Source organism: Histidinibacterium lentulum, assembly GCF_003789055.1.
Classification (GTDB): Bacteria; Pseudomonadota; Alphaproteobacteria; order Rhodobacterales; family Rhodobacteraceae; genus Oceanicola; species Oceanicola lentulus.
In genome coordinates this window covers 445,960-469,863 of record NZ_ML119082.1, presented here as the reverse complement: position 1 = coordinate 469,863, position 23,904 = coordinate 445,960, and the positions used below count along the sequence as shown (strand labels likewise).

General features: G+C 68.3%; 23 protein-coding genes. 9 read left to right on the top strand and 14 right to left on the bottom strand.

Annotated features, from left to right (window positions below):
- The 5 genes from EAT49_RS05240 to EAT49_RS05220 are packed head-to-tail and all read left to right on the top strand — an operon-like array spanning nucleotide 1 to nucleotide 3,904.
- The gene (locus EAT49_RS05240) at nucleotides 1-669 is read left to right on the top strand and encodes an ABC transporter ATP-binding protein (RefSeq protein ID WP_123641235.1); all 669 of its coding nucleotides are present in this window, start codon (nucleotides 1-3) and stop codon (nucleotides 667-669) included.
- Complete coding sequence (locus tag EAT49_RS05235) at nucleotides 666-1,826, top strand: ABC transporter permease (RefSeq protein WP_123641234.1); 1,161 nt, start codon at nucleotides 666-668, stop codon at nucleotides 1,824-1,826. The genes EAT49_RS05240 and EAT49_RS05235 overlap by 4 nt, the downstream gene beginning before the upstream one ends.
- A gap of 34 nt (nucleotides 1,827-1,860) precedes the next feature.
- Entirely contained in the window at nucleotides 1,861-2,640 is a 780-nt protein-coding gene (locus EAT49_RS05230; RefSeq protein WP_123641233.1) for a DUF4198 domain-containing protein, read from the top strand.
- A 2-nt stretch (nucleotides 2,641-2,642) separates the two neighbouring features.
- Nucleotides 2,643-3,017: a hypothetical protein gene (locus EAT49_RS05225; protein WP_123641232.1), complete on the top strand. Its 375-nt coding sequence runs from the start codon at nucleotides 2,643-2,645 to the stop codon at nucleotides 3,015-3,017.
- Entirely contained in the window at nucleotides 3,014-3,904 is an 891-nt protein-coding gene (locus EAT49_RS05220; RefSeq protein WP_123641231.1) for a metal ABC transporter substrate-binding protein, read from the top strand. Before EAT49_RS05225 ends, EAT49_RS05220 begins: the two co-directional genes overlap by 4 nt.
- 50 nt (nucleotides 3,905-3,954) lie before the next feature.
- Here the strand turns inward: EAT49_RS05220 and EAT49_RS05215 are convergent, their stop codons facing one another.
- From EAT49_RS05215 to EAT49_RS05185, 7 genes are all read right to left on the bottom strand, one after another.
- Nucleotides 3,955-4,977: a hydroxyacid dehydrogenase gene (locus EAT49_RS05215; protein ID WP_123641230.1), complete on the bottom strand. Its 1,023-nt coding sequence runs from the start codon at nucleotides 4,975-4,977 to the stop codon at nucleotides 3,955-3,957.
- Nucleotides 4,974-6,035, bottom strand: coding sequence for a hypothetical protein (locus EAT49_RS05210; RefSeq protein ID WP_123641229.1), 1,062 nt, complete (start codon nucleotides 6,033-6,035; stop codon nucleotides 4,974-4,976). The genes EAT49_RS05215 and EAT49_RS05210 overlap by 4 nt, the downstream gene beginning before the upstream one ends.
- Nucleotides 6,032-6,787 (bottom strand): ATP-binding cassette domain-containing protein, encoded by a 756-nt coding sequence (locus EAT49_RS05205; protein ID WP_123641228.1) that lies wholly within the window; start codon nucleotides 6,785-6,787, stop codon nucleotides 6,032-6,034. The genes EAT49_RS05210 and EAT49_RS05205 overlap by 4 nt, the downstream gene beginning before the upstream one ends.
- A gap of 3 nt (nucleotides 6,788-6,790) precedes the next feature.
- Nucleotides 6,791-7,843 carry an ABC transporter permease gene (locus tag EAT49_RS05200; RefSeq protein ID WP_123641227.1) on the bottom strand — a complete coding sequence of 351 codons (1,053 nt, stop codon included), beginning with the start codon at nucleotides 7,841-7,843 and terminating at the stop codon, nucleotides 6,791-6,793.
- A gap of 73 nt (nucleotides 7,844-7,916) precedes the next feature.
- Nucleotides 7,917-8,852, bottom strand: coding sequence for a substrate-binding domain-containing protein (locus EAT49_RS05195; RefSeq protein ID WP_123641226.1), 936 nt, complete (start codon nucleotides 8,850-8,852; stop codon nucleotides 7,917-7,919).
- Between the two features lie 68 nt (nucleotides 8,853-8,920).
- Nucleotides 8,921-9,724, bottom strand: coding sequence for a 3-methyl-2-oxobutanoate hydroxymethyltransferase (locus tag EAT49_RS05190; protein ID WP_123641225.1), 804 nt, complete (start codon nucleotides 9,722-9,724; stop codon nucleotides 8,921-8,923).
- Nucleotides 9,721-10,845: a fatty acid desaturase family protein gene (locus EAT49_RS05185; protein ID WP_246003764.1), complete on the bottom strand. Its 1,125-nt coding sequence runs from the start codon at nucleotides 10,843-10,845 to the stop codon at nucleotides 9,721-9,723. The genes EAT49_RS05190 and EAT49_RS05185 overlap by 4 nt, the downstream gene beginning before the upstream one ends.
- 264 nt (nucleotides 10,846-11,109) lie before the next feature.
- Here EAT49_RS05185 and EAT49_RS05180 point away from each other — a divergent pair, with 264 nt between their 5' ends.
- Nucleotides 11,110-12,138 (top strand): LacI family DNA-binding transcriptional regulator, encoded by a 1,029-nt coding sequence (locus tag EAT49_RS05180; protein ID WP_123641224.1) that lies wholly within the window; start codon nucleotides 11,110-11,112, stop codon nucleotides 12,136-12,138.
- 3 nt (nucleotides 12,139-12,141) lie between these two features.
- Here EAT49_RS05180 and EAT49_RS05175 read toward each other — a convergent pair whose 3' ends face one another.
- Nucleotides 12,142-12,996, bottom strand: coding sequence for a LysR substrate-binding domain-containing protein (locus tag EAT49_RS05175; RefSeq protein ID WP_342773817.1), 855 nt, complete (start codon nucleotides 12,994-12,996; stop codon nucleotides 12,142-12,144).
- Between the two features lie 172 nt (nucleotides 12,997-13,168).
- Here EAT49_RS05175 and EAT49_RS05170 point away from each other — a divergent pair, with 172 nt between their 5' ends.
- The 3 genes from EAT49_RS05170 to EAT49_RS05160 are packed head-to-tail and all read left to right on the top strand — an operon-like array spanning nucleotide 13,169 to nucleotide 17,513.
- Nucleotides 13,169-14,401: an aromatic ring-hydroxylating oxygenase subunit alpha gene (locus tag EAT49_RS05170; protein WP_123641222.1), complete on the top strand. Its 1,233-nt coding sequence runs from the start codon at nucleotides 13,169-13,171 to the stop codon at nucleotides 14,399-14,401.
- Nucleotides 14,402-14,406: 5 nt separating this feature from the next.
- The gene (locus EAT49_RS05165) at nucleotides 14,407-15,471 is read left to right on the top strand and encodes an FAD-binding oxidoreductase (RefSeq protein ID WP_123641361.1); all 1,065 of its coding nucleotides are present in this window, start codon (nucleotides 14,407-14,409) and stop codon (nucleotides 15,469-15,471) included.
- An 11-nt stretch (nucleotides 15,472-15,482) separates the two neighbouring features.
- Nucleotides 15,483-17,513: an NADH:flavin oxidoreductase gene (locus EAT49_RS05160; RefSeq protein ID WP_123641221.1), complete on the top strand. Its 2,031-nt coding sequence runs from the start codon at nucleotides 15,483-15,485 to the stop codon at nucleotides 17,511-17,513.
- A 6-nt stretch (nucleotides 17,514-17,519) separates the two neighbouring features.
- Here EAT49_RS05160 and allB read toward each other — a convergent pair whose 3' ends face one another.
- From allB to EAT49_RS05130, 6 genes are all read right to left on the bottom strand, one after another.
- Entirely contained in the window at nucleotides 17,520-18,947 is a 1,428-nt protein-coding gene (gene allB, locus EAT49_RS05155) for an allantoinase AllB (protein ID WP_123641220.1), read from the bottom strand.
- Nucleotides 18,948-18,957: 10 nt separating this feature from the next.
- Nucleotides 18,958-19,371, bottom strand: a complete 414-nt coding sequence (locus EAT49_RS05150) for a DUF3830 family protein (RefSeq protein WP_123641219.1) — start codon at nucleotides 19,369-19,371, stop codon at nucleotides 18,958-18,960.
- 66 nt (nucleotides 19,372-19,437) lie between these two features.
- A complete protein-coding gene (locus EAT49_RS05145) occupies nucleotides 19,438-20,625 on the bottom strand; it encodes an amidase (protein WP_123641218.1) in 1,188 nt (395 codons plus the stop codon).
- Entirely contained in the window at nucleotides 20,622-21,908 is a 1,287-nt protein-coding gene (locus tag EAT49_RS05140; RefSeq protein WP_123641217.1) for a TRAP transporter large permease, read from the bottom strand. Before EAT49_RS05140 ends, EAT49_RS05145 begins: the two co-directional genes overlap by 4 nt.
- On the bottom strand, nucleotides 21,905-22,471 hold the full coding sequence (locus EAT49_RS05135; RefSeq protein WP_123641216.1) for a TRAP transporter small permease: 567 nt from the start codon (nucleotides 22,469-22,471) through the stop codon (nucleotides 21,905-21,907). The genes EAT49_RS05140 and EAT49_RS05135 overlap by 4 nt, the downstream gene beginning before the upstream one ends.
- A gap of 26 nt (nucleotides 22,472-22,497) precedes the next feature.
- On the bottom strand, nucleotides 22,498-23,490 hold the full coding sequence (locus tag EAT49_RS05130; protein ID WP_185020652.1) for a TRAP transporter substrate-binding protein: 993 nt from the start codon (nucleotides 23,488-23,490) through the stop codon (nucleotides 22,498-22,500).
- Nucleotides 23,491-23,904 lie beyond the last annotated feature (414 nt).

Below are 23,904 nucleotides of genomic sequence, written 5' to 3'. Positions count from 1 at the left end.
ATGCTCTCCATCGACGCCCTGCGCTTCAGCTATCCCGAGTTCCGTCTCGAGGTTCCCTCGCTCTCCGTCGAAGAGGGAGAGCGGGCGGCCATCGTCGGGCCCAGCGGTTCGGGCAAGACGACGCTCCTGAACCTCGTCGCGGGGTTGTTCCTGCCCGAGGCCGGCCGCATCCGCATCGGCGAAACGGAGATCTCTTCGCTGTCCGACCGCGCCCGGCGGACCTTCCGCGCGCGGCGCATCGGCTTCGTCTTCCAGACCTTCGCGCTTCTCGACTACCTCACCGCGCGCGAGAACATCCTCTACCCGTTCCGGGTGGGATCGGGCCTCTCCCTCGACCAGGCCGCCCGGGACCGCGCGCAGGCTCTCGCCGACCGCTGCGGGATCGGCGGCAAGCTCGACCGCCGCCCGGGCGCGCTCAGCCAGGGCGAGCAGCAACGCGTCGCGATCTGCCGCGCTCTCGTCACCCGCCCCGGCCTGATCCTTGCCGACGAGGCGACTGGCAACCTCGATCCGGCCACCAAGACGCTGATCCTCGACCTGCTCTTCGACCGCGCGGCGGAGGAGGGGGCGACCGTCCTCGCCGTGACCCATGATCACGACCTTCTCGCCCGCTTCGACCGCGTCATCGACTTCGCGCAGTTCCGTGCCGGGCGGGGGGCAGGGGCATGAACGCGCTCTTCCTGGCCACCGCCTACCTGCGCTACCACCTCTGGCGCAGCGTCATCCTGGTCATCGTGGCCGCCGTGATCCTGTCGGTCCCTTTCATCAGCCAGACGCTGCTCCGCGGCAGCGAGGAGGCCCTGACGAGCCGCGCCGAGGCCACGCCGCTGGTTCTCGGCAGCCGCGGCAGCCGGCTCGATCTGGTGATGAGCGCGCTGTACTTCTCCGAGGAGGCCACAGCTCCCCTGACCATGGCCGCCAGCGAGGCGGTCTGGGACTCGGACCTCGGCCTGCCGATCCCGCTCTACACCGCCTTCTCCGCAAGCGGTGCGCGCATCGTCGGCACGACGCTCGACTACATCGAATTCCGCGGCCTGGAACTGGCCGAGGGCCGGCCCTTCGCCGTGCTCGGAGAGACCGTGCTCGGGGCCTCCGTGGCCGGGAGACTGGGCCTGGGTCCCGGGGATACCCTGGTGTCCTCGCCCGAGAACCTCTTCGACCTCGACGGCGTCTATCCCCTCGAGATGCAGGTTGCCGGCGTCTTCGCCCCCACCGGGACGCCCGACGACGAGGCCGTCTTCACGGACATAAAGACGACCTGGGTGATCGCGGGCATCGGCCACGGGCACGCGGATGTCATCAACGCTGCCGAGGTCGAGGCCGGTAACGTCACCGCCAGCGCGGCGCTGATCGAATACACGCGCATCACCCCCGAAACGCTTGACAGCTTCCACTTCCACGGCGATCCGGACGGCTTTCCCGTCTCTGCCGTGCTCGTGGCCCCCTGGGACGACAGATCCGGCACCATCCTGCGCGGCCGCTACCTGTCACAGGAAAACCCGGTGCAGGCCGTCGTGCCGTCCGAGGTGATCGACGATCTCGTGGACCGGATCTTCCGCATCGCGGCGCTGCTCGATGCCGTGGCCATCGCAGTGGGTGCGGCGGCAGCAGCGGCGATCGGGCTGGCCCTGTTCCTGTCGTGGCGTCTGCGGGCACCCGAAATGGCCACCGCCTTCCGCCTCGGTGCGGGCCGTTACGTGATCCTGCGTCTTGCGCTCGCGGAACTCGGCCTGATCCTGGGTCTCGCCGCGGCCCTTGCCGCGGTCTGCGTCTATGTGGTCTGGTCCTCCAGAGAGTCGGTCGTCGCCTGGCTTCTGGCCCTCTGAAAACCTGAATGCGATCCAAACCGGAGCTTTCTGTATGAGCCAGCACCCCAGACCGTCCCGCCTTGCCGCCGCAACCCTGGCGCTCGCCCTCTCGACCGGCGCCGCGGGCGCCCATTACGGCATGATCATCCCGACGACTCCGATGCTTGGCCAGAAAGACGGCCGCTCCGTCGGGCTCACGCTGTCCTTCTCCCATCCGTTTGAACTCGACGGCATGGTGCTGGAGATGCCCGAGGCCTTCAGCGTGACCCACGAGGGCGAGACGACGGACCTCACCGGCGATCTGGTGGAAGCAACTGTCATGGGCCAGCCCGGCTATACGCTCGACTACCCGATCGCCCGCCCCGGGACCTACGTCTTCGCCATGACGCCCCAGCCCTACTGGGAACCCGCCGACGATGCCTTCATCACCCATTACACCAAGACCTATGTCAGCGCGTTCGGCGAGGACGAGGGCTGGGACATCGAACTGGGCCTCAAGACCGAGATCGTCCCGATCTCGAAGCCCTTCGGCCTCTGGGCCGGTAACGTTTTCCAGGGCACGGTGCTCTTCGACGGCGCACCCTCGCCCTTCGCCGAGGTCGAGGTGGAGTTCTACAACGAGGAGGGCACCGCCACCGTCCCCTCCGAACTGATGGTCACCCAGACGATCAAGGCCGACGAGGAGGGCATCTTCACCTATGCCACCCCTGCCGCCGGATGGTGGGGCTTTGCCGCTCTCACGACCGCCGAAGAGCCGATGATGTTCGAAGGCGAGGAAAAGGACCATGAACTCGGCGCCGTGATCTGGGTTCGTTTCGAGGAATGGGGCTGATCATGACGCAGACCTTCGAGCATCTTGCCCGCGGCTTCCGCGCCCTGCTGATCGCCCTCGCGCTCGGCTTCGCCGCTTCGGGCGCGCATGCCCATGGCCTCAACGTCTTTGCATTCGTCGAGAACGGCGAGGTGGTGGTCGAGGCGCGCTTTTCCTCCGGCAGGGTCCCGACAGAGGGCACCGTGCGCATCTACGACGACGCGGACATCCTCGTCGCCACCATGGCGCTCTCCGAGGACGGCGCCCTGCGATTTCCCCTCACCGGGGCCGCCAGGGAAAGCGGACTTCGGATCGAGGTCGACGCCGGCAGCGGCCACCGGGATTACTGGCTCCTGACCCCCGCCGACATCGCCGCGGGACTGGACGCCTCGGGATGAGATCCCTCGCCCTCGCTGCCATTCTGGCCAGTCCGGCGGCTGCGCAGGACAGGCCCGCCGTGGTCGCGACGGTCAACTATCCGCTCGCCTATTTCGCCGAGCGTCTGGCCGGGACAGAGCAAGTGTCGGTCCTCTTCCCGGTCCCCGCCGACCGCGATCCGGCCTTCTGGCGGCCGACGATCGCCGACATCTCCGAAATCCAGTCCGCCGATCTCATCGCCCTCAACGGCGCGGGGTTCGCGGACTGGGTCGCCCGTGCGTCCCTGCCCCGGGCGCGTCTGGTGGACACGTCGGAGCTCTTCGCGGAGACCCTCATCGAGACCGAGAGCATCACCCACAGCCACGGCGCGGACGGTGAACATTCCCACACCGGCACCGCAAGCTTCACCTGGCTCGATTTCGAGCAGGCCGCGACCCAGGCGCGCAGCCTCGCCACGGCCATGGAGCGCCGGATCCCTGCTGTTGCGGTCGGGCTCCATGCCCGTCTCGCCGATCTCGAAGCGGATCTCATGGCTCTTGATGCCGAAGCGGAGGACATCGGCACCGCCCTCTCCGGCGTCACACTCGTCGCCACCCATCCCCGCTACCAGTATTTCGCCCGCGCCTACGGGCTAGAGATCGTCTCGCTGGACTGGGATGCGGGCGCGATGCCCGAGGACGCGCAATGGCAGGCGCTCTCCGACCTCATGTCCGGGACCGGCGCCGAAGTCCTGATCTGGGAGGCCGCGCCTCCCGAGGAGGCGATGGTCCGCGCCGCCGACCTGGGACTGGCCCAGGCGGTCTTTCCGCCCCTCGCGAACCGGCCCGCCGAAGGCGATTTCCTTACCGCCATGCGCGCAAGCCTCGACGCTTTGGGTGTACTCGCCCTCGAATTGGCAACGGACTGAGGCGACCTCGCCCCCCACCTTGAACCCCGGGGCCCGGCCGTAACCTGAGGTTAGCTCTTCTCCACCGGCTTCGAGCGCATCCTTGCGACCGTCTCCCGCTCCGCCCTCTTGCAGCGCACCGGCGGCAGGCCGCGGTCCAGCAGCGCCATGTCCTCCAGCACCATATCGCCCATCGCCTTGAACGCCACGTCGAGCGCCCCCGCCCTGTGCGCCGACCTGAGGAACCCCCGCAGCGTCCGGACCGGATGGTCCTCCGGCATCGGCTCCTCGGGAAAGACATCGCTCGCAGCCACGATATGCCCGCGCTGCACCGCCTCCACCAGCGCGTCGAAATCCACCACGCCCGCCCGGCTCAAGAGCACGAAGGCCGCCCCCGGCCGCATCCGCGCAAAGGCATCCGGACCGAGGAACCCCTCGTTCTCGTCCGTCACCGAGGCGAGCACGAAGACGACTTCGCTCTCCTGCAGCAGCGTGTCCAGCTCCACCGCCTCGGCCCCGGCCTCCGCGATCACCGAAGGCGGCAGCCAGGGATCGTAGATCCGCAGCCTCGGCCGGAACGGCATGAGAAGCGGCAGCAGCGACCGCCCGATCCCGCCGAAGCCGATCAGCCCCACATCGGCACCGGTCAGAAGCCGCGCCCGCCCGTTGCTTTCGAGCCCCCAGCTCTCCCGCCCCTCGCTGAATGCGACATCCGCCTCCGTGATCTCGCGCATCAGGTCCAGAGCCAGCCCCAGCCCGATCTCCGCCACCGGACGGGCGAAGACCTCCATCGTGGTCACCACATGGATGCCGCGCTCGAACAGCCGCGGGTAGGGCATGTTGAGAAAGAGATTGCCCTCGACATTGAAGACGCAAGCGAGGCTCTCCATCCGCGCCAGCAGGTCCTCCCCGATGGGCGGCTGACCGATGACATAGCGCGCCCGGCGCAGCACCTCGTCGGGCAGGCTCTCCAGCGCGTGGGCCTCCACCTCGTGCACGTCATAGCCCGCGCGCAGCTCCTCCAGCCGATCGGGGCGGAAGATCAGGTCGAGCGTCCGCGGCTCCGGCGCCGCGATGACCACAGGTTTCGTCATGGTCCCTCCAGCCCAAGGAATCCCTGGCGGAACGGCAGATCCCTGACCGCGCCGTCCTCCCCCCGCACCGTAAGCCTGTCGCCCTCCAGAACCACCTCCGCCACCGCCGCGCCCGAGGGCCAGGCGATCGCGCCCGTGCCATGCCGCATCTCCACGGTGCCGCCCGGCGTCAGCGACAGCGCGCCCGGTCCCGCGAGGTCCGCCTCTGTCGAAACCGACAGCATGTGCTCCGCCGCGCCCTCCTCGACGCCGAGACAGCCGGTATGCCGCCCCGACCAGGGCGCGTAGTCCCGCCCGCCGTTCGATTGCCAGAACATGCTCATGGGCGCCTGCCGCGGATGGCGCAGCGAGAGATAGAGATCGCCCTCCTCGGGCCGCGTCACCGCCGTCCAGCCCAGAGGCGAGTTCTTCGCCTCCACGCCGATCACGAAATCCTCCGTCCGGTCGAACCAGGGGTAGCGCGTCAGATCAACCGAGCCGCCGGCCGCGGTCGGAAAGGCTGTCGGATCCTCCGCCCTCACGCCCACGCCGATGGCCGAGCGTCCCCTCGCCGGATCGGTTTCCTGTGCGTTCCGGGGCGTCTCCCAATGGGACTTGGGCGAGGTCCGGATGAGTGCGCCTCGGGGGACGGACACGTTCCCGTGGTTCGCCGCCGTGACCCGTCCCGCTCCGCCGACGAAGACGTGGCGCTGATAAACGAACGGGTGATCATCCGCGAGTGCCAGTTCCTTGACCAGCACGGCGCCGCGCACCGTCTTCGAACAGACCGCCCTGAGGACGCCTGCCTCCGCCAGCAGCACATGCCACGCGACGTTGGGCGGCCAGCCATGCAGCGGGCTGTCCCCATCCGACAGCGCGAAGGGCGCGCAGAAGAAATCGCCGCCCAGCCCCGCCATCAGCGGCGGGGCGTCGGCGGGCATTGCCTCCCCGGTGCCGACCCAAGGCGCGCGGTGCAGAGGGGCGATCCGCTGGCCGCCGTCGCTCACAGTGAACCCGTCGAGCCGCCCGAGCTCCGCCGCAAAGGCCGCCTCTATTCCCCGCGCCGCGATCCGGATCATGCTGCCAGATGCTCGCCCGTGATGACGTTCTCAACGTCCTGGATCGTCGACGTTTTCGGCGTCAGGTCATCGGCGGCCACGGTGCCCATGCGCATCACGACCATCCGGTCGCAGACCTGGAAAACGTGGTGGATGTTGTGCGCGATGAAGATGCAGGCATGGCCCTTGTCCCGCGCGTCCCGCACGAAGTTCAGCACGCCCTGCGTCTCCGCCACGCCAAGGTTGTTGGTGGGCTCGTCCAGAATGATGATGTCGCTGTCGAAATACATTGCCCGCGCGATCGCCACCGCCTGCCGCTCGCCGCCCGAGAGGCCGCTGATCGGCGTGGTGGGCGGGATGTTCTTCGTGATCCCGACCCGCCGCAACAGTTCCGAGGCCACCCGGTTCATCTCCGCCGTATCCATCCGGTCCATCCAGCGCGGCCCCTTCCTGAGCTCGCGCCCCAGGAACAGGTTCCGCGCGATCGACAGCTGCGGCACCAGCGCGCTGTCCTGATAGATCGTCTCCACCCCGTTCGCGATGGCGTCGTTGGTGGAGTTGAGCTGCACCTCGCGGCCCTTGATGAAGATCTGTCCCGAGGTGTAGGGCACCGCGCCCGAGAGGACCTTGATCAGCGTGGACTTGCCCGCGCCGTTGTCGCCCAGAAGACCCACGATCTCGCCCGGGTTCACCTTCAGGTTCACGCCGCGAAGGGCGTGGATGCGGCCGTAGAACTTCTCGATGTTGCGCATCTCGACGATGGGGGTGGTCATGGCTCAGGTCCCCTCGTTGTGGCGGCGTTCCAGCGCCGAATGCAGCGCCATCATGCCGAGGATGATGGCCCCGATGAAGATGTTGTAGGCCAGACCCGGCACGCCGATCAGAACGATCCCGTTCCGCATCAGCCGCAGGATCAGCACGCCCAGCACCGTGCCGATGATGGTGCCGCGCCCGCCCATCAGGGCGGTGCCCCCGATCACCACCATGGCGATCACTTCGAGCTCGTAGGTCGTGCCGCTGTTCGGATTCGCCGCCGACACCCGGATCGACGAGATGATCCCCGCCAACCCCGCCAGCGCAGAGGTCAGCATGAAGAGCACCATCTTGACGGTGCGCGTCGGCACGCCCCGGTTCTTCGCCGCTGCCGGGTTGCCGCCCGTGGCCTGGATCCAGTTCCCGAAGCGCGAGCGGGTCAGCGTGTAGTGGCAGGCGAGGGCAATGAGGACGAACCAGATTAGGCTCATGTAGATGCGCAGCCCGCCGGTGCAGAAATCGCCGTCGCCGCCGATGCAGAAGCTGCCCACCAGCACCTCGGCCAGCCACTGATCGCCCGCGTCCCATGTGCGCTGAGGAAAGCCGCTCGTCAGCCACAGCGCGCTGCCCCGAACCACGAGGAGCATCCCGAGGGTCACGAGGAACGACGGGATCTTCAGCCGCGTGACGAATATCCCGTTCACCGCACCGATTCCCATGGCCACGGCCATCGCGATGAGGAACGACAACGGCATTCCCAGCGCCGTGGAGTTGATCAGCGTCCACATCACCACGGCGGTGAACCCGAAGACCGAACCGACGGACAGGTCGAATTCCCCGCTCGTCATCAGCAGGGTCATGCCGAGCGCGATCAGACCCAGTTCCACGGTAAAGGTCAGTGCATTCGAGATGTTGTTCAGCGACATGAACGCCGGGTTGATCGCCGTGAAGACGACCAGCATCACCACGAGCAGGATCGCGGGACCCAGTTCGGGCGTCGCGGACAGGCGGCGGAGGAAATCACGCTTCTGCTGTGGCGGTGCGCCGGCGGGCGCGTCGGTCTTTTCGGCTGTCATGGAAGGCTTTCCGGGGCTGTCTGCGGACAGAAGCCGCCCCCGGCACCTGGCCGGGGGCGAAGGTCGCGGCGGATCAGTTTCCGCCCATGATCTCGTGGTAGAGCGGGGCGAGATCCTCTTCGTAGAGCAGCCCTGTGATGATGTCGAAGCCGACGGGGATGCCCGAGCTCTCCATCAGCGCGGCGGACAGGCACATGTAGCTCGTCGCCTGCGGGTCCTGCCACATCCCGGCAAGGATGAAGCCGTCCATGATGCCCTGCGTGGTGTCGAGGCTGTTGCCCCAGCCCACGACCGGGATCTCGCCCGGAGAAACGCCTGCCTGGTTCCAGACCCGTGGCACCGATCCCGTCACGAGGTCGCCGAGCCCGATCATCGCGTCGATCCGGTCGCGGTTTGCCGTCAGGTAGTCGGTCATACGGTTGATGATCTCGGCCTGGTCGAGCGTCGCGTCGGTAACCTCCCAGGTGATGCCCAGCGGCTCGAAGACGCTCGCGATGCCCTCTTCCTCCTGGACCCCGTAGGTGGCGCCGGGGACCTCCACGGGCATCCAGACGAAATCGCCCTCTTCGACGTGGCCGTTGTCGACGAGGTACTGGGCCCACTGCCGGCCCACTTCCACGAGGTTGCCGCCGATGTAGGCGTTCCAGTCCGCGCTGGGATCGGGGGTGTTGAAGTTCAGCGTGGGGATACCCGCGTTACGGGCTTCCGCCACGGTGTCCACCAGCGCGCCCGGGTCGGGGTTCGAGGAACAGATCGCGTCGGCTCCGGCAGCGATGGCCGCACGCATCGCCTCCTGGTGGCTCGGCACGTCGCCCGAGTGGAAGGAGGTGTTGACCGTGTGACCGGTATCTGCGGCCCACTTCTCCGCACCCTCGAGGAAATAGGTCCAGACCGGGTCCGCGGGGCTGCCGTGGCTGATCCAGTACAGCGTCTTCGTGTCCTGCGCGAAGGCCGCGCCGGTGGACAGGGCAAGGGCCGCGGCCGCCCCCATGAATGTCCGTCTGAGCATGAGATGTCTCCTCCTTGTCGGTCATTGTTCGGCCGGCGGGGTCTTGTGCCCCGCTCGGGCCCCGGCGGTCAGGCCGGCTCGAGCCCGCCGCGGAATGCGACGAGCTCCGCCTCGTCCATTTGGACGAGGTATCTCTCCTCTGGAAAGGCACCGCTTTCGACGTCCGCCGCGAATTCGCGGAACGCCGCGATCCGCTCTTCCTGCAGACGCGCATATTCCGTGGCGAAATCGCGGTAGACCTTGGAATGGCGCGGGATCTTGCCCTCGGTATAGCCGAGGATATCGTTGGCGAAGAGATACTGCGCATCGCAGCCTCCCCCCGCGCCCATGGACCACAGGAGGATCGAGGTCCGCTTCGAGATCTCCGTGGCCACCTCTGGCGGAACGACCTCGATCTCCACCGCGAAGGCGCCCGCGCTCTCGTAGTCCTTCACGTCCTGCATGAGCTTCAGCGCGCTCTCGGCGGTCTTGCCCACCGCACGAAAGCCGCCCGTCCAGGTCGCCCGCGAGGGGCAGAGCCCGACATGGCCGACCACCGGGATGTATTCGTTGGCGAGATACTCCACCGTATCGAAGGACCCCGAACAATAGATCGCATCCGCGCCTCGGTTCATCGCATCCGCGGCCCAGCGCAGGTAATCGTCCGGCGTGCCGGCCTCCAGATGGGTGCGTCCCGTCATCGAGAAGACCGACGGCGCCGCCTCGCGGTAGCGCGGATGCAGCAGGATGTCGTCGGGCACCGAGGCGATGTCGATCCCCGCCGCTTCCGCCGCCGCGGCTTCCTCCAGACTGAAGTAGCGCAGCATGGTCATCTGCCGGCGGCCCTTCGCCGCCAGCAGATCCGCCACCGTGGGCAGTTTCCGCTGGCTCATGCGTCGCTCCGATCGGGCACGAACTGATGCAGTTCGTCGCGGTAGGGCCGTGCCGTGGGCGGCAACTCCCGCTTGAGGTAGTAGCCGGGCTCCTCCCTCTGCCGCTTCACCGCCGCGAACATCTCGCGGTAAGCGTCGAGGATCGACGTGTTCGGCGGTGGCAGGTCGTCCTTGATCAGCTCGTGGAGCTTCGGGAGGTTGTAGTAGGGCACCATCGGGAACATGTGGTGCTCGATGTGGTACTGCATGTTCCAGTAGATCCACCCCGACACCGGATTCATGTAGACCGTGCGGCTGTTCAGCCGATGGTCCAGCACGTCCTCGGCAAGACCGCCGTGCTGCAGAAGCCCGGTCATCACGAAATGCCAGCAACCGTAGATGCGCGGCCCGCCGATCACCAGCACGGGGATGACCGAAGCCCAGCCCATGCCGGCCGCCGCCATGCCCAGCGCCGTCGTCGCCGTGGCGATGTAGATCAGCATGTGGACCCGCGCCCAGAAGATCGCCTTCGGCCGCTCGCTCTCGGGAATATAGTCCTTTTCATCCGCCGACAGTTCTCCCATGGCCTGCCGTGCGAGAATGCCCATCGACTTCCACGCATCCACGATGCCCACATAGGCCAGCGCCTTCAGCGTCATGTTGATGGGATGCATCCAGGCGATCTCGGGATCGCGGCCGACGATGATCGTGTCGGTATGGTGCCGCGCATGGCTCCAGCGCCAGGCGATCGGGTTCCGCATCACCTGGAACGAGGCGATGTGATAGACTGCGTCGTTCATCCAGCGCGTCTTGAACGCGGTGCCGTGGCCGCACTCGTGCCAGCGCGAGTCGCAGGCCGACCCGTAGATCACCCCGTAGGCCAGCCAGAACGGCACCGCCCACCACGATCCCCACAGCAGGATGCCCGCGCCCGCAAGCGCGACATGGAGCGCAGCCCAGATCAGCGTATCGCGAATCGCCGGCTGGTCACTGCGCTTCATGAGCTCCTTCATCGTCTTGCGCGGCACCTCGCTGTGGTACCACTCCGCCGCCGCGAGCCCCGCCTGCACGGCCTCGTGCGCGCGGTCGCCCGTCAGGGAATAATCCGACAGCCGACGCTCGGCAGCCATATCCTTCGCCATTTCGTTCTCCCAGGTCGTCGGTCCGGCGACAGGCGCGGCACCCCGTCGGGCGGCGCCGGTGCGGACCGGGCAAGCATCGCCCGTCAGGATCACCAATCCCCGGCGCCACCACAACCGGACTTCACATCAGATCACATCACGCGCGGCCATGTCCCGCCCCGGAATCCTCCTTCCTGAGCGACAAGTGGCAGCAGACAGGGACCTTCGAGGAGTGATGTGTTACATCACTCCGGCAACATCTCGGCATCAGGGAGAGCCCGGATCATGGACAAGGCCACGATCCCGGATATCGCGCGGCGGGCCGGTCTCTCGACCGCCACCGTTGACCGCGCGCTCAACGGGCGCAAGGGGGTCAGCGCCGCCAACCGACACCGCGTCCTGAAGGCCGCCGAGGAACTGGGCTACCTTCCCTCGGACGGAATGATCATGCTGCCCGCGCGGCCCGCCCATCTCGTGTTCCTGATCCCCTTCGGCCAGAACGCCTTCATGCGCGACCTCGCGCGCAGCATCACCAGTTTCGCCTCCGGCTTGCCGCTGGTCGCCTCCTGCAACATCGTCACGATGAACGGCCTCGGCCCCGACGCGCTCGAGCGCGCGCTCGACGCGATCTCGCCGCAGGCCAACGGCGTCGGCGTCGTGACCACCGACAGGCCGCGCACCCGCGCTGCCATCGCGCGGCTCTGCGACTCGGGCATCCGGGTCGTCACCATTGCCTCGGACGTCCCCGATACGCCGCGCTCGTCCTATGTCGGCGTTGACAACCGCACCGCCGGACGCACCGCTGGCCAACTCATGGGAATGCTCGCCCGCGGCCGAGAAGGGCAGGTGGCCATGATGCTCGGCTCCCGCTCCTTCCACGGCCATCACGAGCGCGAGGGCGGCTTCCGGGACCTGCTGCGCGACCGCCTTCCGAAGCTGCGCGTGCACTCCGCCACCGAGACCGGAGAGGACAACCGCCGCTCCAACACCGCCACCCTCGAGCTTCTGCGCCGGGTGCCCGACCTGCTGGGGATCTACTGCATCGGCGCCGGTCGCGCGGGCATCATCGAGGCGCTCGAAACCCACCCCGGCCCGCGCCCCGCCGTCATCGTCCACGACCTGACCGACAGCTCCCGCGACTGGCTCAGGCGCGAGCTGATCGACGTGGTGATCGACCAGAACCCACGCCTCGTGGGCGAACAGGCGGTGACTCATCTCCTCGGCTCCATCGCCGCCAGCACGCCGCTGTTGTCCCTCAAGCCCATCGAGCCGCGCATCATCCTGCGCGAGAACCTGCCCCACCGGACGCCCTGACTCTCAGCCGGGCCGCCCCTCCAGCCAGTCGCAGAACACCCGCGCATTGTGCGAGGCCCTGGGGTGCAGCTTCAGGAAGAACGGATGCGGCGAGGCGACGGTCTCCGGCACCAGTTGCACCAGTTGCCCGCCCTCCAGCAGCGGCCCCACCAGCCCGTCCCAGCCCAGCACTGCGCCCACCCCGTCCTGCGCCATCTGAAGCGCGATCATGTAGTTGTTGACCGGATGCCGCCGCCCCGTGGGTGCCCCGTGTCCCAGTGCCGCGAACCAGTCCGCCCAGCCGGTCCAGCCGCGATCCTCCGCCGTGACATGGATCAGGGGCTGCTCCAGAAGGTCCGCCACGCCCCTGATCCGCCGCGCCCCGGCATAGGTCGGAGAACCGAGCGCCATGATCCGGTCGTGAAACAGCACGCGGTAATCCCCGCCGTCGTCCGGCATCTGCCCGTAATGGATGACGAGATCGGCGCTTTCCGACGCGATGCCCGTGTCGCTGACGATCTGCGAGACGACGATCTCCGGATGGCTCTGCCAGAAGCCGGAAATCCGCGGCGTCAGCCAGAAGGCGCTCATCGCCGTCGTTGCCTGGATCACCACCTCCTCCTCCGGCCGGCGGGCCCGGATCGCCGCCACCGTCTCGGAGATCCCCTCGAACCCCCGCTGCAGCGCCACGAAGAGAATCGCGCCGGTCTCGGTCAGCTCCACGCCCCGGTGCTGCCGCCGGAACAGCCGGTCCGCAATCTCCCGTTCCAGCGACTTGATCTGGTGACTGACCGCCGCCGGCGTCCCGTTCAGCTCCGCCGCCGCGGCCTTGAAGCTCAGATTCCGGGCAGCCGCCTCGAAACAGACCAGCGATGTCATCGAGGGTAGGTCATAGGGCCGGGCCATGGCGTCGCGTTTGACCTCGCATCTGTCGGAATCGGTCTCGGATTAGGTCAGTTAACTCAAGGTGAAAATTTCTACCATTGAGAGAGGTGCCCGTCGACAGCAGAGCGTCAGAGCAATTCATCCCTCAGCGCCTCGAGGCCCCGCGATGTCCGATGCACTTTCCGACCTTCTCGCCCGCCGCCAGGCCGGCTTCTCGCTGGAGCGGCCGTTCTACACGGACCCCGCCATCTACGAGGCCGATCTCGAGCACATCTTCTACCGGGAATGGCTCTACGCCGTCCCCGCTTGCCAGTTGACGAAGACCGGCGCCTATGCGCGCGTCACCGTCGGCGCCTACAACATCATCCTCGTCAGGGGCGCGGACGGCGAGATCCGCGCCTTCCACAACTCGTGCCGCCATCGCGGCTCGGTTCTCTGCGCCGCGCGGGACGGGCAGGTCGCCAAGCTCGTCTGCCCCTACCACCAGTGGACCTACGACCTCGACGGCCGCCTGATCTGGGCCCGCGACATGGGCCCCGATTTCGACCCGACGAAATACAGCCTCCGCCCCGTCGCCTCGCGCGAGCTTTGCGGCCTGATCTACATCTGCCTCGCCGACACGCCCCCCGATTTCGACGCCTTCGCGGACCTCGCCCGGCCCTATCTCGAGGTGCACGACCTCTCCCGCGCCAAGGTCGCCCACACCTCCAGCATCGTCGAGAACGGCAACTGGAAGCTCGTGTGGGAGAACAACCGCGAGTGCTACCATTGCGGCGGTACCCATCCCGCCCTCTGCCGGTCCTTCCCGCTCGATCCCGAGGTGGCGGGCGTCTCGGCGGACGGCAGCATCTCGCCGCGCCTTCAGGCCCATTTCGACCGCTGCGAGGCCGCCGGCGCCCCCGCGCAGTTCCGCCTGTCGGGCTATGCCGGCCAGTACCGCCTCGCCCGGATGCCGCTGCAGGAGAACGCCGTCAGCTACACGATGGACGGCAAGGCGGCGGTGCGCCGTAACCTCGGCCGCGTGGCGCTGCCCGACGCCGGAACGCTGCTGAAATTCCACTATCCCTCCACCTGGAACCACTTCCTGCCGGACATCTCGATCACCTTCCGCGTCACCCCCATCGGCCCGCAACAGACCGAGGTGACCACCACCTGGCTCGTGGACCGCGACGCCGTCGAGGGCGTGGACTACGACCTCACGCGCCTCACCGAGGTCTGGCTCGCCACCAACGACGAGGACCGCCGCATCGTCGAGGGCAACCAGCAGGGCATCAATTCCCCCGCCTACCTGCCCGGCCCCTACAGCCCCGAGCAGGAATCGGGCGTCGAGCAGTTCGTGGACTGGTATGTCCGCACCCTGCAGCGCAGCCTCTCGCCCGTCGCGGTCGCCGCGGAATGACGCGGATGACCGCCATCGCGCCCACCCTCGCGTTCTGGACCGACGACGAGCCGCTTGAATGCGTGTCGTTCCTGCCCGAGGCGCCCAACGTCGTGACCTTCACCTTCCAGGCCCCGTCCGGCGCGCTCTTCCGCTACAAGCCGGGCCAGTTCGTCACGCTCGAACTGCCGGTGGCGGGCGGCCCGCTGCACCGGACCTACACGATCTCCTCCTCCCCCTCGCGCCCCACGTCGCTCACGGTGACGGTCAAGGCGCAGGACGCCTCCCTTGGCACCCGCTGGATGCTGGAGACCCTGCGCCCCGGCATGCGCATTCGCGCCAAGGGACCGGCGGGCCGCTTCAGCTATCTCGAGCACCCGACGAAGAAATATCTCTTCATCTCCGCGGGCTCCGGCATCACGCCCATGATGTCGATGACCACCCACATGTACGACGCGGGCCGTGATCCCGACATCGTCTTCATCAACTGCGCCCGCCGCCCGTCCGAGATCATCTTCCGCGAGCGGCTGGAACACATGGCCTCCCGCATCACAGGGATCGAACTCGCCTGGGTCGTGGAGCAAAGCGACCCCTACCGGCCCTGGACAGGCTATCGCGGACAGCTCAACCAGCTGATCCTCGGCCTCGCCGCCCCCGACTACCTCGACCGCGAGGTGTTCTGCTGCGGCCCCGAACCCTTCATGCAGGCGGTGCGCGAGGCGCTCGCGGGTCTCGGCTTCGACATGGACCGCTACCATCAGGAAAGCTTCTCCGCGCCGCTGCCCGACACCTCCCTCATCCCCGAAGATGTCGTCCCCGACGAGGACACGCGGGCCGAGATCACCTTCGCCGCCTCCGGCGTCTCGACCCAGTGCTCCGAGACCGAAACCCTGCTGGCCGCGGCCCGCGCGGCGGGCATCGTCATTCCCTCGGGCTGCACCTTCGGCGTCTGCGGCACCTGCAAGGTGAAGAAGACCGGGGGACAGGTCCACATGGTCCACAACGGCGGCATCACCGACGAGGATATCGAGGCGGGCTATGTCCTCGCCTGTTGCTCGAACCCCATCGGCCAGGTCACCCTCGACGTCTGAAAGGCGCTTTCATGTCCGGCGATCCCCTACTTCAGCCCTACACGCTCAAGCACCTGACGCTGAAGAACCGGCTGATGATCTCCAGCCACGAGCCCGCCTATCCCGAGGACGGGATGCCGAAGGACCGCTACCGCGCCTACCACGCCGAACGGGCCCGCGCGGGCGTCGGTCTGACGATGACGGCGGGCTCCGCCAGCGTCTCCCGCGACAGCCCGCCGGTGTTCAACAACATCCTCGCGTGGAAGGACGAGGTCGTGGGCTGGATGAAGGCGCTGACGGACGAATGCCACGACCACGGCTGCGCGGTGATGATCCAGCTCACCCACCTCGGGCGGCGCACCCGCTGGGACAAGGGCGACTGGCTCCCCGTGGTCTCGCCGGGGCACGAACGCGAACCCTCCCACAAGGCCTTCCCGAAAAAGGCCGAGGACTGGGACATCGCGCGCCTGATCGCCGACTACGCCAGCGCCGCGCAGCGCATGCAGGAGGCCGGCCTCGACGGGATCGAGCTTCAGGCCTACGGGCACCTGATGGACCAGTTCTGGTCCCCCCTCACGAATGATCTCGACGGCCCCTATGGCGGCAGCCTCGACAACCGCCTGCGCTTCACCTTCGACGTCCTCAGCGCGATCCGCGCCGCCTGCGGCGAGGAGTTCATCGTCGGCATCCGCTACACCGGCGACGAGGACCTGCCCGGCGGCCTGACGAAATCGGACGGCCTAGAGATCTCCCGCCGCCTCAAGGACAGCGGGATGGTCGATTTCCTCAACGTGATCCGCGGCCATATCGACACCGACGCGGGGCTGACGGACGTGATCCCGGTGCAGGGCATGGCCTCCGCGCCGCATCTGGACTTCGCCGGGGAAATCCGCGCCGCGACGCGCATTCCCACCTTCCACGCCGCCAAGATCCAGGACGTGGCCACCGCGCGCCACGCCATCGCCAGCGGCAAGCTCGACCTCGTCGGCATGACCCGGGCGCACATGGCCGATCCCCATATCGTCGCCAAGATCCTGCGCGGCGAGGAGGACCGCATCCGGCCCTGCGTGGGCGCCAACTACTGCCTCGACCGCATCTACCAGGGCGGCATGGCGCTTTGCCTGCACAACCCCTCGACGGGGCGCGAGCTGGAACAGCCCCACGACCTGGGCCGCACCGATGCGCCCCGGCGCGTGGTCATCGTCGGCGCGGGTCCGGCGGGGCTGGAGGCCGCCCGCGTCGCTTCCGCCCGCGGCCACGAGGTGATCCTCCACGAGGCGGCGAGCGATCCTGGCGGGCAGGTCCGCCTGACCGCGCTGACCGACCGCCGCCGCGAGATGATGCAGCTCATCGATTGGCGCATGGCCGAATGCGAGCGGCAGGGCGTCAGCTTCCGCTTCAACAGCTTCGCCGACGCCGACGCCGTCCTCGCCGACAGCCCCGACATCGTCATCGTCGCCACCGGCGGCCTGCCGCACACCGAGGTGTTGGCCGACGGAAACGACCTCGTCGTCTCCGCCTGGGACATCCTGTCGGGCGACGCGAAACCGGGCGAGAACGTCCTGATCTACGACGACGCGGGCGACTATCCCGCGCTCCAGGCCGCCGAGAAGATCGCCCTCACCGGCGCGCGGGTGGAGATCGTCACCCGCGACCGCACGCTGGTGCCCGAGGTGATGGCCATGTCCCTCACCCCTTCCCTGCGCATCCTCCAGACGCTGGACGTGACCTTCACCCCCACCTGGCGTCTGGACGCCGTCCAGCGCGACGGCAACCGCCTCATTGCCACCATGGGCAGCGATTACGGCGCCATGACCCGCCGGCGGCAGGTCGATCAGGTCGTGGTCAACCACGGCACGCGCCCGCTCGACGATCTCTATTTCGACCTGCGAGACGGGTCCGCCAACAAGGGGGCGGTGGATTACGAGGACCTGATCGCCCGCCGCCCCCAGCCGCGGGGCGGGGCAGGGGACTACAGCCTCTACCGGATCGGCGACGCCGTCGCGGCGCGCAACACCCATGCCGCCGTCTACGACGCCCTCAGGCTCGTCCGCACCTTCTGAAAGCCCTCAGTCCTCCCAAGGCACGTTCCCGGGCTCCAGCACCGCCTCCATCGTGGTGGCAAGGTTCCTCGGCGCGGGCTTTGGCATCTCGGGCCGCAACATCCGACCCCGTGGCGTGTCGTCCACGATCCGCCCGTTTTCGGCCACCAGCCCGCCGCGCAGGAAGGTCATCACCGGCAGGCCGCGCACCCTGTGCCCCTCCCAGGGCGACACCTTGCCCCGCGAAAATAGCGCCGCCGCGCTCAGCGTCTCGGTGGCCTCCATGTCGACCACCACGAGATCCGCATCCAACCCCACCGCGATGGCCCCTTTGCGGTCCGCAAGGCCGAAACTCCGCGCCGGCGCCCCCGTCATGATCCGCACCACCTCGGGCAGCGTCAGCCGCCCGGCCGAGACCCCTTCCAGCATCAGCGCAAGCGACGTCTGCACCCCCGGAAAACCGCAGGCCATGTCCCAGACGGTGTCGCCTTCCTTCTCCTCGGGCGCGTGGGGCGCGTGGTCCGTGGCCACGAAGTCGATCACCCCCTCCTTCAGCGCGGCCCAGAGCGGCTCCTGCTGGCTCTTCTGCCGGATCGGCGGGTTCATCCGCAGAAGATGCCCGCCGGGCGCCGCAAAGGTCTCGGCATCGAGGTACAGATACTGCGGCAGCGTCTCCACGGTGATGTCGCAGCCGCGGTCCTTCCAGAACCTGATGAACGGCACCGATCCCGCGCAGCTTTCATGGACGATATGGATGCGCGCGCCGGTCCAGTCCGCCAGAGTCGCCGCCCGGTTCAGCGCCTCGATCGCCACCACGTCCGTCCGCGCCGCCAGATGGGCGAGCGGATCGGTGCGCCCCGCCGCCTTCATCCGGTTCTGCCGCCAGAACAGGATCGGCGAATTCTCAGCATGGATCGAACACCTCAGGCCCAGCCGGGCCAGGATCTCGAACCCCTCCAGCACCGCGCCATCGGACGGGCAGGGGTTGTCCCCCGTCGTATTGCCCAGAAAGAGCTTCGTTCCGATCATCCCCGCCTCTGCCATGGCGGGCAGCTCGGCCAGATTGTGCTCCCCCAACAGCCCGTAAAGGCCGAAATCGACCAGCGCCTTCTCTTCGGCCAGCGTCTGCTTCTCCCGCAGCCGCTCCGCACTGTCCGTGGGCGGGACGGTGTTGGGCATGTCGAAGACGGTGGTCACGCCCCCCGCCGCCGCGGCGGCGGTCCCGGTGCCGAAATCCTCCTTGTGGGTCATCCCGGGTTCGCGGAAATGCACATGCACGTCGATGCAGCCGGGCAGCAGATGGCGCCCCGCCACGTCCACCTCCTGCCGTCCCTCCGGCACGTCGGAATCCGCGCCGATCACCGCGATTTTGCCGTCGCGGACACCCACGGCGCCCTCGAAGATCCGCGTCTCCGTCACGATGCGCCCGTGGCGCAGGACAAGGTCCAGGGTCATCGCGGCCTCCTCAGGCGAAGTCGAAGCGGATGTCGTGGGCGCCCTTCCACAAAACGGAATTGCCCAGCGTCATCAGGTTCTCCAGCCCCGATGTCAGCGTAATGAAATGGTTGCCCGCAAGCTGGCCCATCTTCGAGGCGAAGGAAATCCCGCCATAGGCCAGCAGGATCTCCGTCTCGCTGATCCCGCCCGGGTAGAGGATGATCTGCCCAGGCGCGGGATAGGAAGTGTGGTTCTCGTAACCCACGCCGAAATCTGTCTCGCCGAGCGGGATCCACACGCCCTCGCCGGACCAGCGCACATGCACGATCTGGCCCTTGTAGGGCATCACCTTGCGGAAGGCCGCGCAGGTCTGCGGCGCGGCCTCCTCCTCCAGCCGGGCGTCGAAGCGGAAGTCTCCCGCGGTGATGACGAGATCGGACATGTCCTGTTCCTTGTCCTGTCGTGTTGATACGCGTCGCCTCCCCGCCCGGTCCCGCCGGACGGGGCCTCACTCCGTGACCTTCTCCCGGCCGAGCGCGGGGGCAAGCCGCGCGGCCATGGCGACCAGCCGCCGCTCATCCCAGCCATGCCCGACCAGGGACAGCCCCACCGGCGCGCCGCCATGCGCGAGGCTTGGCAGGCTCAGCTCCGCCAGCCCCAGCAGCCCCGCCAGCGCCGTCCGCTCGAGAATCGCCGCCCGCACCGGCTCCAGCGCCGCCGCCACCGCGTCGCGCCTTGGCGCGGGACCGGGCGTCGTCGGCATCACCAGCACCGCGCCGGCGTCGAGCGCGGGCAGCACCGCCGCCGTCAGCCGGCGGATCACCGCCTCCGCGCCGGGTCCCTCGGCCGGGTCCACCGCTGCCGCCGCCTCGAACCTCCGCCGGGCGATCGGTCCCAGGTCCGGCCGCATCTCCCGCAGCCAGGGGCCATGGACCGCCCAGGTCGCCAGCCCCTGCAAGGTCTTGTAGGCCCGCCCCCAGTCGCCCCTCGCAACCCCCAGCGCCCGCCGCTCGAGCGCCAGCCCGAGCGCCTCCGCCGCCTCCTCCGCCGCCCGCGCAATCATCCGGGCGAGCGCGGGCTCCAGCCCCTCCAGCACCTCGGCAGGCAGCCACAGCCGGTCTTTGTCCCTTTGGGCGGGCACGGGCTCGGGCAGCAGCACCGCCGTCACCGCCTCCAGCACCGCCGCCTCCCGCGCGAACCAGCCCACCGTGTCGAAGCGCGGCGCCAGCGGCACCACGCCCGTGGCGGGCACGCGCCCCCATCCCGTCCTCAGCCCGTAGATCCCGCAGAAGCTTGCGGGCACCCTGACCGATCCGCCGGTATCGGTGCCCAGCGCGACATCGCACAGCCCCGCCGCCACCGCCGAGGCCGACCCGCTCGACGAGCCTCCCGGCAGCCGGTCCGGCGCCTTCGGGTTGGGCGGCGCCTCGCCCGTCCCGGACTGACCGAGAACGCCGAACATCAGCTCCTCCGTCACCGTGACACCCCTCAGCTCCGCCCCCGCCGCAATGAGCCGCAGGATCACCGGCGCCGTCCTTTCCGCCGGTCCCCGTCCCTCCGCATAGGCCGGGCATCCCGCCCCGGTGACCCGGCCCTCGATGTCGAACACGTCCTTGACCGCGAAACGCAGGCCCGTAAGCGGCCCTCGCCCTGTCGGCGCCAGCCGCACCCCCGCGTCCACATAGGCCCAAGTCATACCGTCATCCCCAGAAGCCGCGGCAGAAGCAGCGTGAAGCCGGGCACCGCCGCCAGCAGGATCACCACCGCCGTGATGATCAGCAGATGCGGCGCAAGCGGCCGCGCCACCTCCTCCATCTTCACCTGTCCCACCGAGCAGGCCACAAGGAGCGCCGACGCCACCGGCGGCGAGAACAGCCCGATGCCCACGCAGCCGATGATCACCACCCCGAAATGCACGGGCGAAATCCCCAGTGCATTGACCAGCGGCATGGCGATGGGAATGAGCATCACCATGATGGCGAGCTCGTCCATGATCATCCCCAGCAGGATGAAGATCACGATGATGCACAGAAGGAACAGGAACTGCGACAGCTCGTAGCCGCCGATCGTGTCCACCAGGAACTGCGGCACCTGGTTCGCGGTCAGCACCCAGGAGAAGATACCCGAGATCGTCACCATGATCAGCACGACGCCGCAGGTCTGCACCGCCGCCGTCAGCACCTCGTAGAGATCGTTCAGCGACAAGGTCCGGTAGACGACGCCGCCCAGGAACAGCGCATAGAGCACCGCCACCACCCCGGCCTCCGTGGCGGTGAAGATGCCGCCGAAGATGCCGCCGAAGACCATGATCGGCAGAACGAGGCTGGGCAGGCCCTCGCGCAGCGCCCGCAGCCGCTCGACGCGGCTCAGGCGGGGGAGGGGGGCCACGCCGATCCGTCCCGCGTGCCAGCGCACGTAGACCATGATCGCCGCGGCGCAGCACAGCGCCGGCAGGAACCCGGCGGCAAAGAGCGCCGAGACCGAACTCCCCGCCAACCCGCTGAACACGATCATCGACATCGCGGGCGGCACGAGGATGCCCGCCGCCGCCGCGCCCGACAGGATCGCCGTGGCATCGGCCCGCGAATAGCCGCGGCTGTGCATCGACGGGATCAGGATCGACCCCAGCGCCGCCGTCGCCGCGCTCGTGGAGCCGGAGATGCCCGAGAACAGCACCGAGCTGATGACCGCCGTGTTCCCGAGGCCCCCCCGCCGGTGCCCGATGGCCGCCAGCGCGAGGTTGATCAGCTTGTCGGCGATGCCGACCTTCAGCATCAGCCCGCCCGCCACCACATACATCGGGATCGCCAGCAGCGTGAAACTGTCCACGCCGGTAAAGAGCCGCGCGGGCACGAGTTGCCAGTCGATGCCCATGGCCGTCAGCGCCGCAACGGCCGAGACCCCGACGGCAAAGGCCACGGGCACCGACACCAGCAGCAGCGCCAGCATCAGCACGGTCATACCCGCAACCAGCGTCATCTCGCGGCCTCCCTCGCGGCGGAACCCGTCACCACGAGCCGCAGCATCGCCACGAGGCCATGCACGATCATCAGCGCGCCCCCCGCCGGGATCGCTGCATAGGCCACCCACATCGGCAGGCGCAGCACAGTCGTGACCATGCGCGTCGAGAGACACAGGCGCAGCCCGTAATAGAGCATGATCGCGGCGAACCCTACGATCAGCACCCGCACGACCATTTCCGCCCCCGCCCGCAGCCGCCGCGGCGCGCGGTCCACGAGCAGAGAAATGGAAATATGCGCGTTTCTCTGGAACGCGAAGGCGGTCCCGAGGAACGCCAGCCAGCCGAACAGCAGGCGCGAGGTCTCCTCGGTCCAGGTGATGACGAAGAACGGCAACTGCCGGCTCGCCACCTGGAGGGTCAGCACAACGATCAGCGCCAGCAGGACCAGCGCGCCCAGCCCCGCCTCGGCGCGGGCGAGGCCCTCGTCGAGGCGGGTCGCGGGGCGCAGGACGGCGGGGGCAAGGCCCCTCGGCCCAGCCTGGGGCAGCGCCTGCCCCGATGTCGTGTCGCGTTCGGTCATCCGCCGCCGTCCCGCCGTGCCCGTCGTCAGTTCATCGCCGCCGCGACCGAGTCCATGAGCTCCGCGCCGATCGTGTCGCGGTGGCGGGCATGAATTTCTGGCGCGAGCGCGGCAAAGGGAGCGAGATCGACCTCGGTGATGGTGACGCCCATTCCCGGCAGCTCCTCCAGCGCCGCGGCCTCCATCTCGGCGGAGACCTCGCGCTCGTACATCGCCGCTTCCTTCGCGGCCGCCGCGATCAGCTCCTGGTCCTCCGCCGACAGCCCCTGCCAGAAGCTTTCCGACATCATCCAGACCGAGGGCAGGGCGGCATGATAGGTCATCGCCACATAGGGCGCGGCCTCCCAGTGGCCGGAGTTGCGGTAGAAGCCGATCAGGTTCTCCGCGCCCGCGATCGCCCCCTGCTGCAGCGCGGTGAACACCTCGCCCAGCGCCATCGACGTCGGGCTCGCCCCGAAGGTCGCGAGCGTGTCGTTATAGACCGGGTTGCCCGGCACGCGCAGGACAAGACCCGCCACGTCTTCGATGCTCTCCACCGGCGTGTTGGTGTAGAGATGACGGAAGCCCACCTCAGAATAGGCAAGACCCCGGATGCCCACCTCGGGCAGCCGGTCGAGCAGGCTCTGTCCGATCTCCCCGTCGAGCAGCGCCATGAACGACTCGGCATCTGGCGCAAGGCTCGGCAGGTCGAACACGCCGAACGCCGGATCGAGGTTCGACAGATGCGTGCTTCCGGCGATGTTCATTTCCACCAGCCCGAGGTTCATGCCCTCGAACAGCTCGGCCTGTCCGCCGAGCTGCGAGGACGGATAGACCTCGACGGTGATCGCTCCGTCGCTGCGCTCGGCGACCAGCTCGGCAAAGCGCTCCGCCCCCATGTGACGCGCGTCGGTCGGGTTGAGCGTATGGCCGAGGCGGATCAGCGTCTCCGCCTCCGCGACAGCGGGAGCGGATGCCATCGCCACGCCCAGAACCAGGGCCGGCATGACGGACAGACGTGCAAGGAACTTGGGCAACATGGTATGACCTTTCGCTTGTGTGGCTCTGCAGCCCCGGCGTCGCGGCGGTTCCGATGGCAGGCATCGGCCCGGCTGACGACGCGGTGCGCACCAATCCTGACGTTCTGTGCGTAGATGTCTGCCGCTCATTTGTGCCCTGTCCGTTGCCGGAAACGCAGCGCCACCCGGCAAGTCTTTGGAAACATGACGCTGCAAGGGATGATTCCCCGGGTGTCACCGGTTAGCGAAAGGCCGGTTCGCCCGGCTCGAGCGCGCAACTGCCTGAAATCGAGGCGCGCTGACGCGACATCGCGCAGAACGATTGCCGCGTCTCGGTCCGATCGGTTTCGCCGTCCCGGCTCACCCGGACCGGGTCCCGCTCCGCGTTGTCATGCCCGGGTCTCTGTGCAAGCGTCTTTTGGCCAGCTGTCGAGG

Coding starts and splice junctions, on each gene's coding strand:
- EAT49_RS05175 (WP_342773817.1), bottom strand. CDS start 12,996: ATGACATCGCTGGTCTGTTTCGAGGCGGCTGCCCGGAATCTGAGCTTC.
- EAT49_RS05145 (WP_123641218.1), bottom strand. CDS start 20,625: ATGACTTGGGCCTATGTGGACGCGGGGGTGCGGCTGGCGCCGACAGGG.
- EAT49_RS05130 (WP_185020652.1), bottom strand. CDS start 23,490: ATGTTGCCCAAGTTCCTTGCACGTCTGTCCGTCATGCCGGCCCTGGTT.
- EAT49_RS05150 (WP_123641219.1), bottom strand. CDS start 19,371: ATGTCCGATCTCGTCATCACCGCGGGAGACTTCCGCTTCGACGCCCGG.
- EAT49_RS05195 (WP_123641226.1), bottom strand. CDS start 8,852: ATGCTCAGACGGACATTCATGGGGGCGGCCGCGGCCCTTGCCCTGTCC.
- EAT49_RS05190 (WP_123641225.1), bottom strand. CDS start 9,724: ATGAGCCAGCGGAAACTGCCCACGGTGGCGGATCTGCTGGCGGCGAAG.
- EAT49_RS05140 (WP_123641217.1), bottom strand. CDS start 21,908: ATGACGCTGGTTGCGGGTATGACCGTGCTGATGCTGGCGCTGCTGCTG.
- EAT49_RS05165 (WP_123641361.1), top strand. CDS start 14,407: ATGACCGCCATCGCGCCCACCCTCGCGTTCTGGACCGACGACGAGCCG.
- EAT49_RS05215 (WP_123641230.1), bottom strand. CDS start 4,977: ATGACGAAACCTGTGGTCATCGCGGCGCCGGAGCCGCGGACGCTCGAC.
- EAT49_RS05210 (WP_123641229.1), bottom strand. CDS start 6,035: ATGATCCGGATCGCGGCGCGGGGAATAGAGGCGGCCTTTGCGGCGGAG.
- EAT49_RS05180 (WP_123641224.1), top strand. CDS start 11,110: ATGGACAAGGCCACGATCCCGGATATCGCGCGGCGGGCCGGTCTCTCG.
- allB (WP_123641220.1), bottom strand. CDS start 18,947: ATGACCCTGGACCTTGTCCTGCGCCACGGGCGCATCGTGACGGAGACG.
- EAT49_RS05220 (WP_123641231.1), top strand. CDS start 3,014: ATGAGATCCCTCGCCCTCGCTGCCATTCTGGCCAGTCCGGCGGCTGCG.
- EAT49_RS05200 (WP_123641227.1), bottom strand. CDS start 7,843: ATGACAGCCGAAAAGACCGACGCGCCCGCCGGCGCACCGCCACAGCAG.
- EAT49_RS05205 (WP_123641228.1), bottom strand. CDS start 6,787: ATGACCACCCCCATCGTCGAGATGCGCAACATCGAGAAGTTCTACGGC.
- EAT49_RS05230 (WP_123641233.1), top strand. CDS start 1,861: ATGAGCCAGCACCCCAGACCGTCCCGCCTTGCCGCCGCAACCCTGGCG.
- EAT49_RS05185 (WP_246003764.1), bottom strand. CDS start 10,845: ATGGCGAAGGATATGGCTGCCGAGCGTCGGCTGTCGGATTATTCCCTG.
- EAT49_RS05160 (WP_123641221.1), top strand. CDS start 15,483: ATGTCCGGCGATCCCCTACTTCAGCCCTACACGCTCAAGCACCTGACG.
- EAT49_RS05235 (WP_123641234.1), top strand. CDS start 666: ATGAACGCGCTCTTCCTGGCCACCGCCTACCTGCGCTACCACCTCTGG.
- EAT49_RS05225 (WP_123641232.1), top strand. CDS start 2,643: ATGACGCAGACCTTCGAGCATCTTGCCCGCGGCTTCCGCGCCCTGCTG.
- EAT49_RS05135 (WP_123641216.1), bottom strand. CDS start 22,471: ATGACCGAACGCGACACGACATCGGGGCAGGCGCTGCCCCAGGCTGGG.
- EAT49_RS05170 (WP_123641222.1), top strand. CDS start 13,169: ATGTCCGATGCACTTTCCGACCTTCTCGCCCGCCGCCAGGCCGGCTTC.
- EAT49_RS05240 (WP_123641235.1), top strand. CDS start 1: ATGCTCTCCATCGACGCCCTGCGCTTCAGCTATCCCGAGTTCCGTCTC.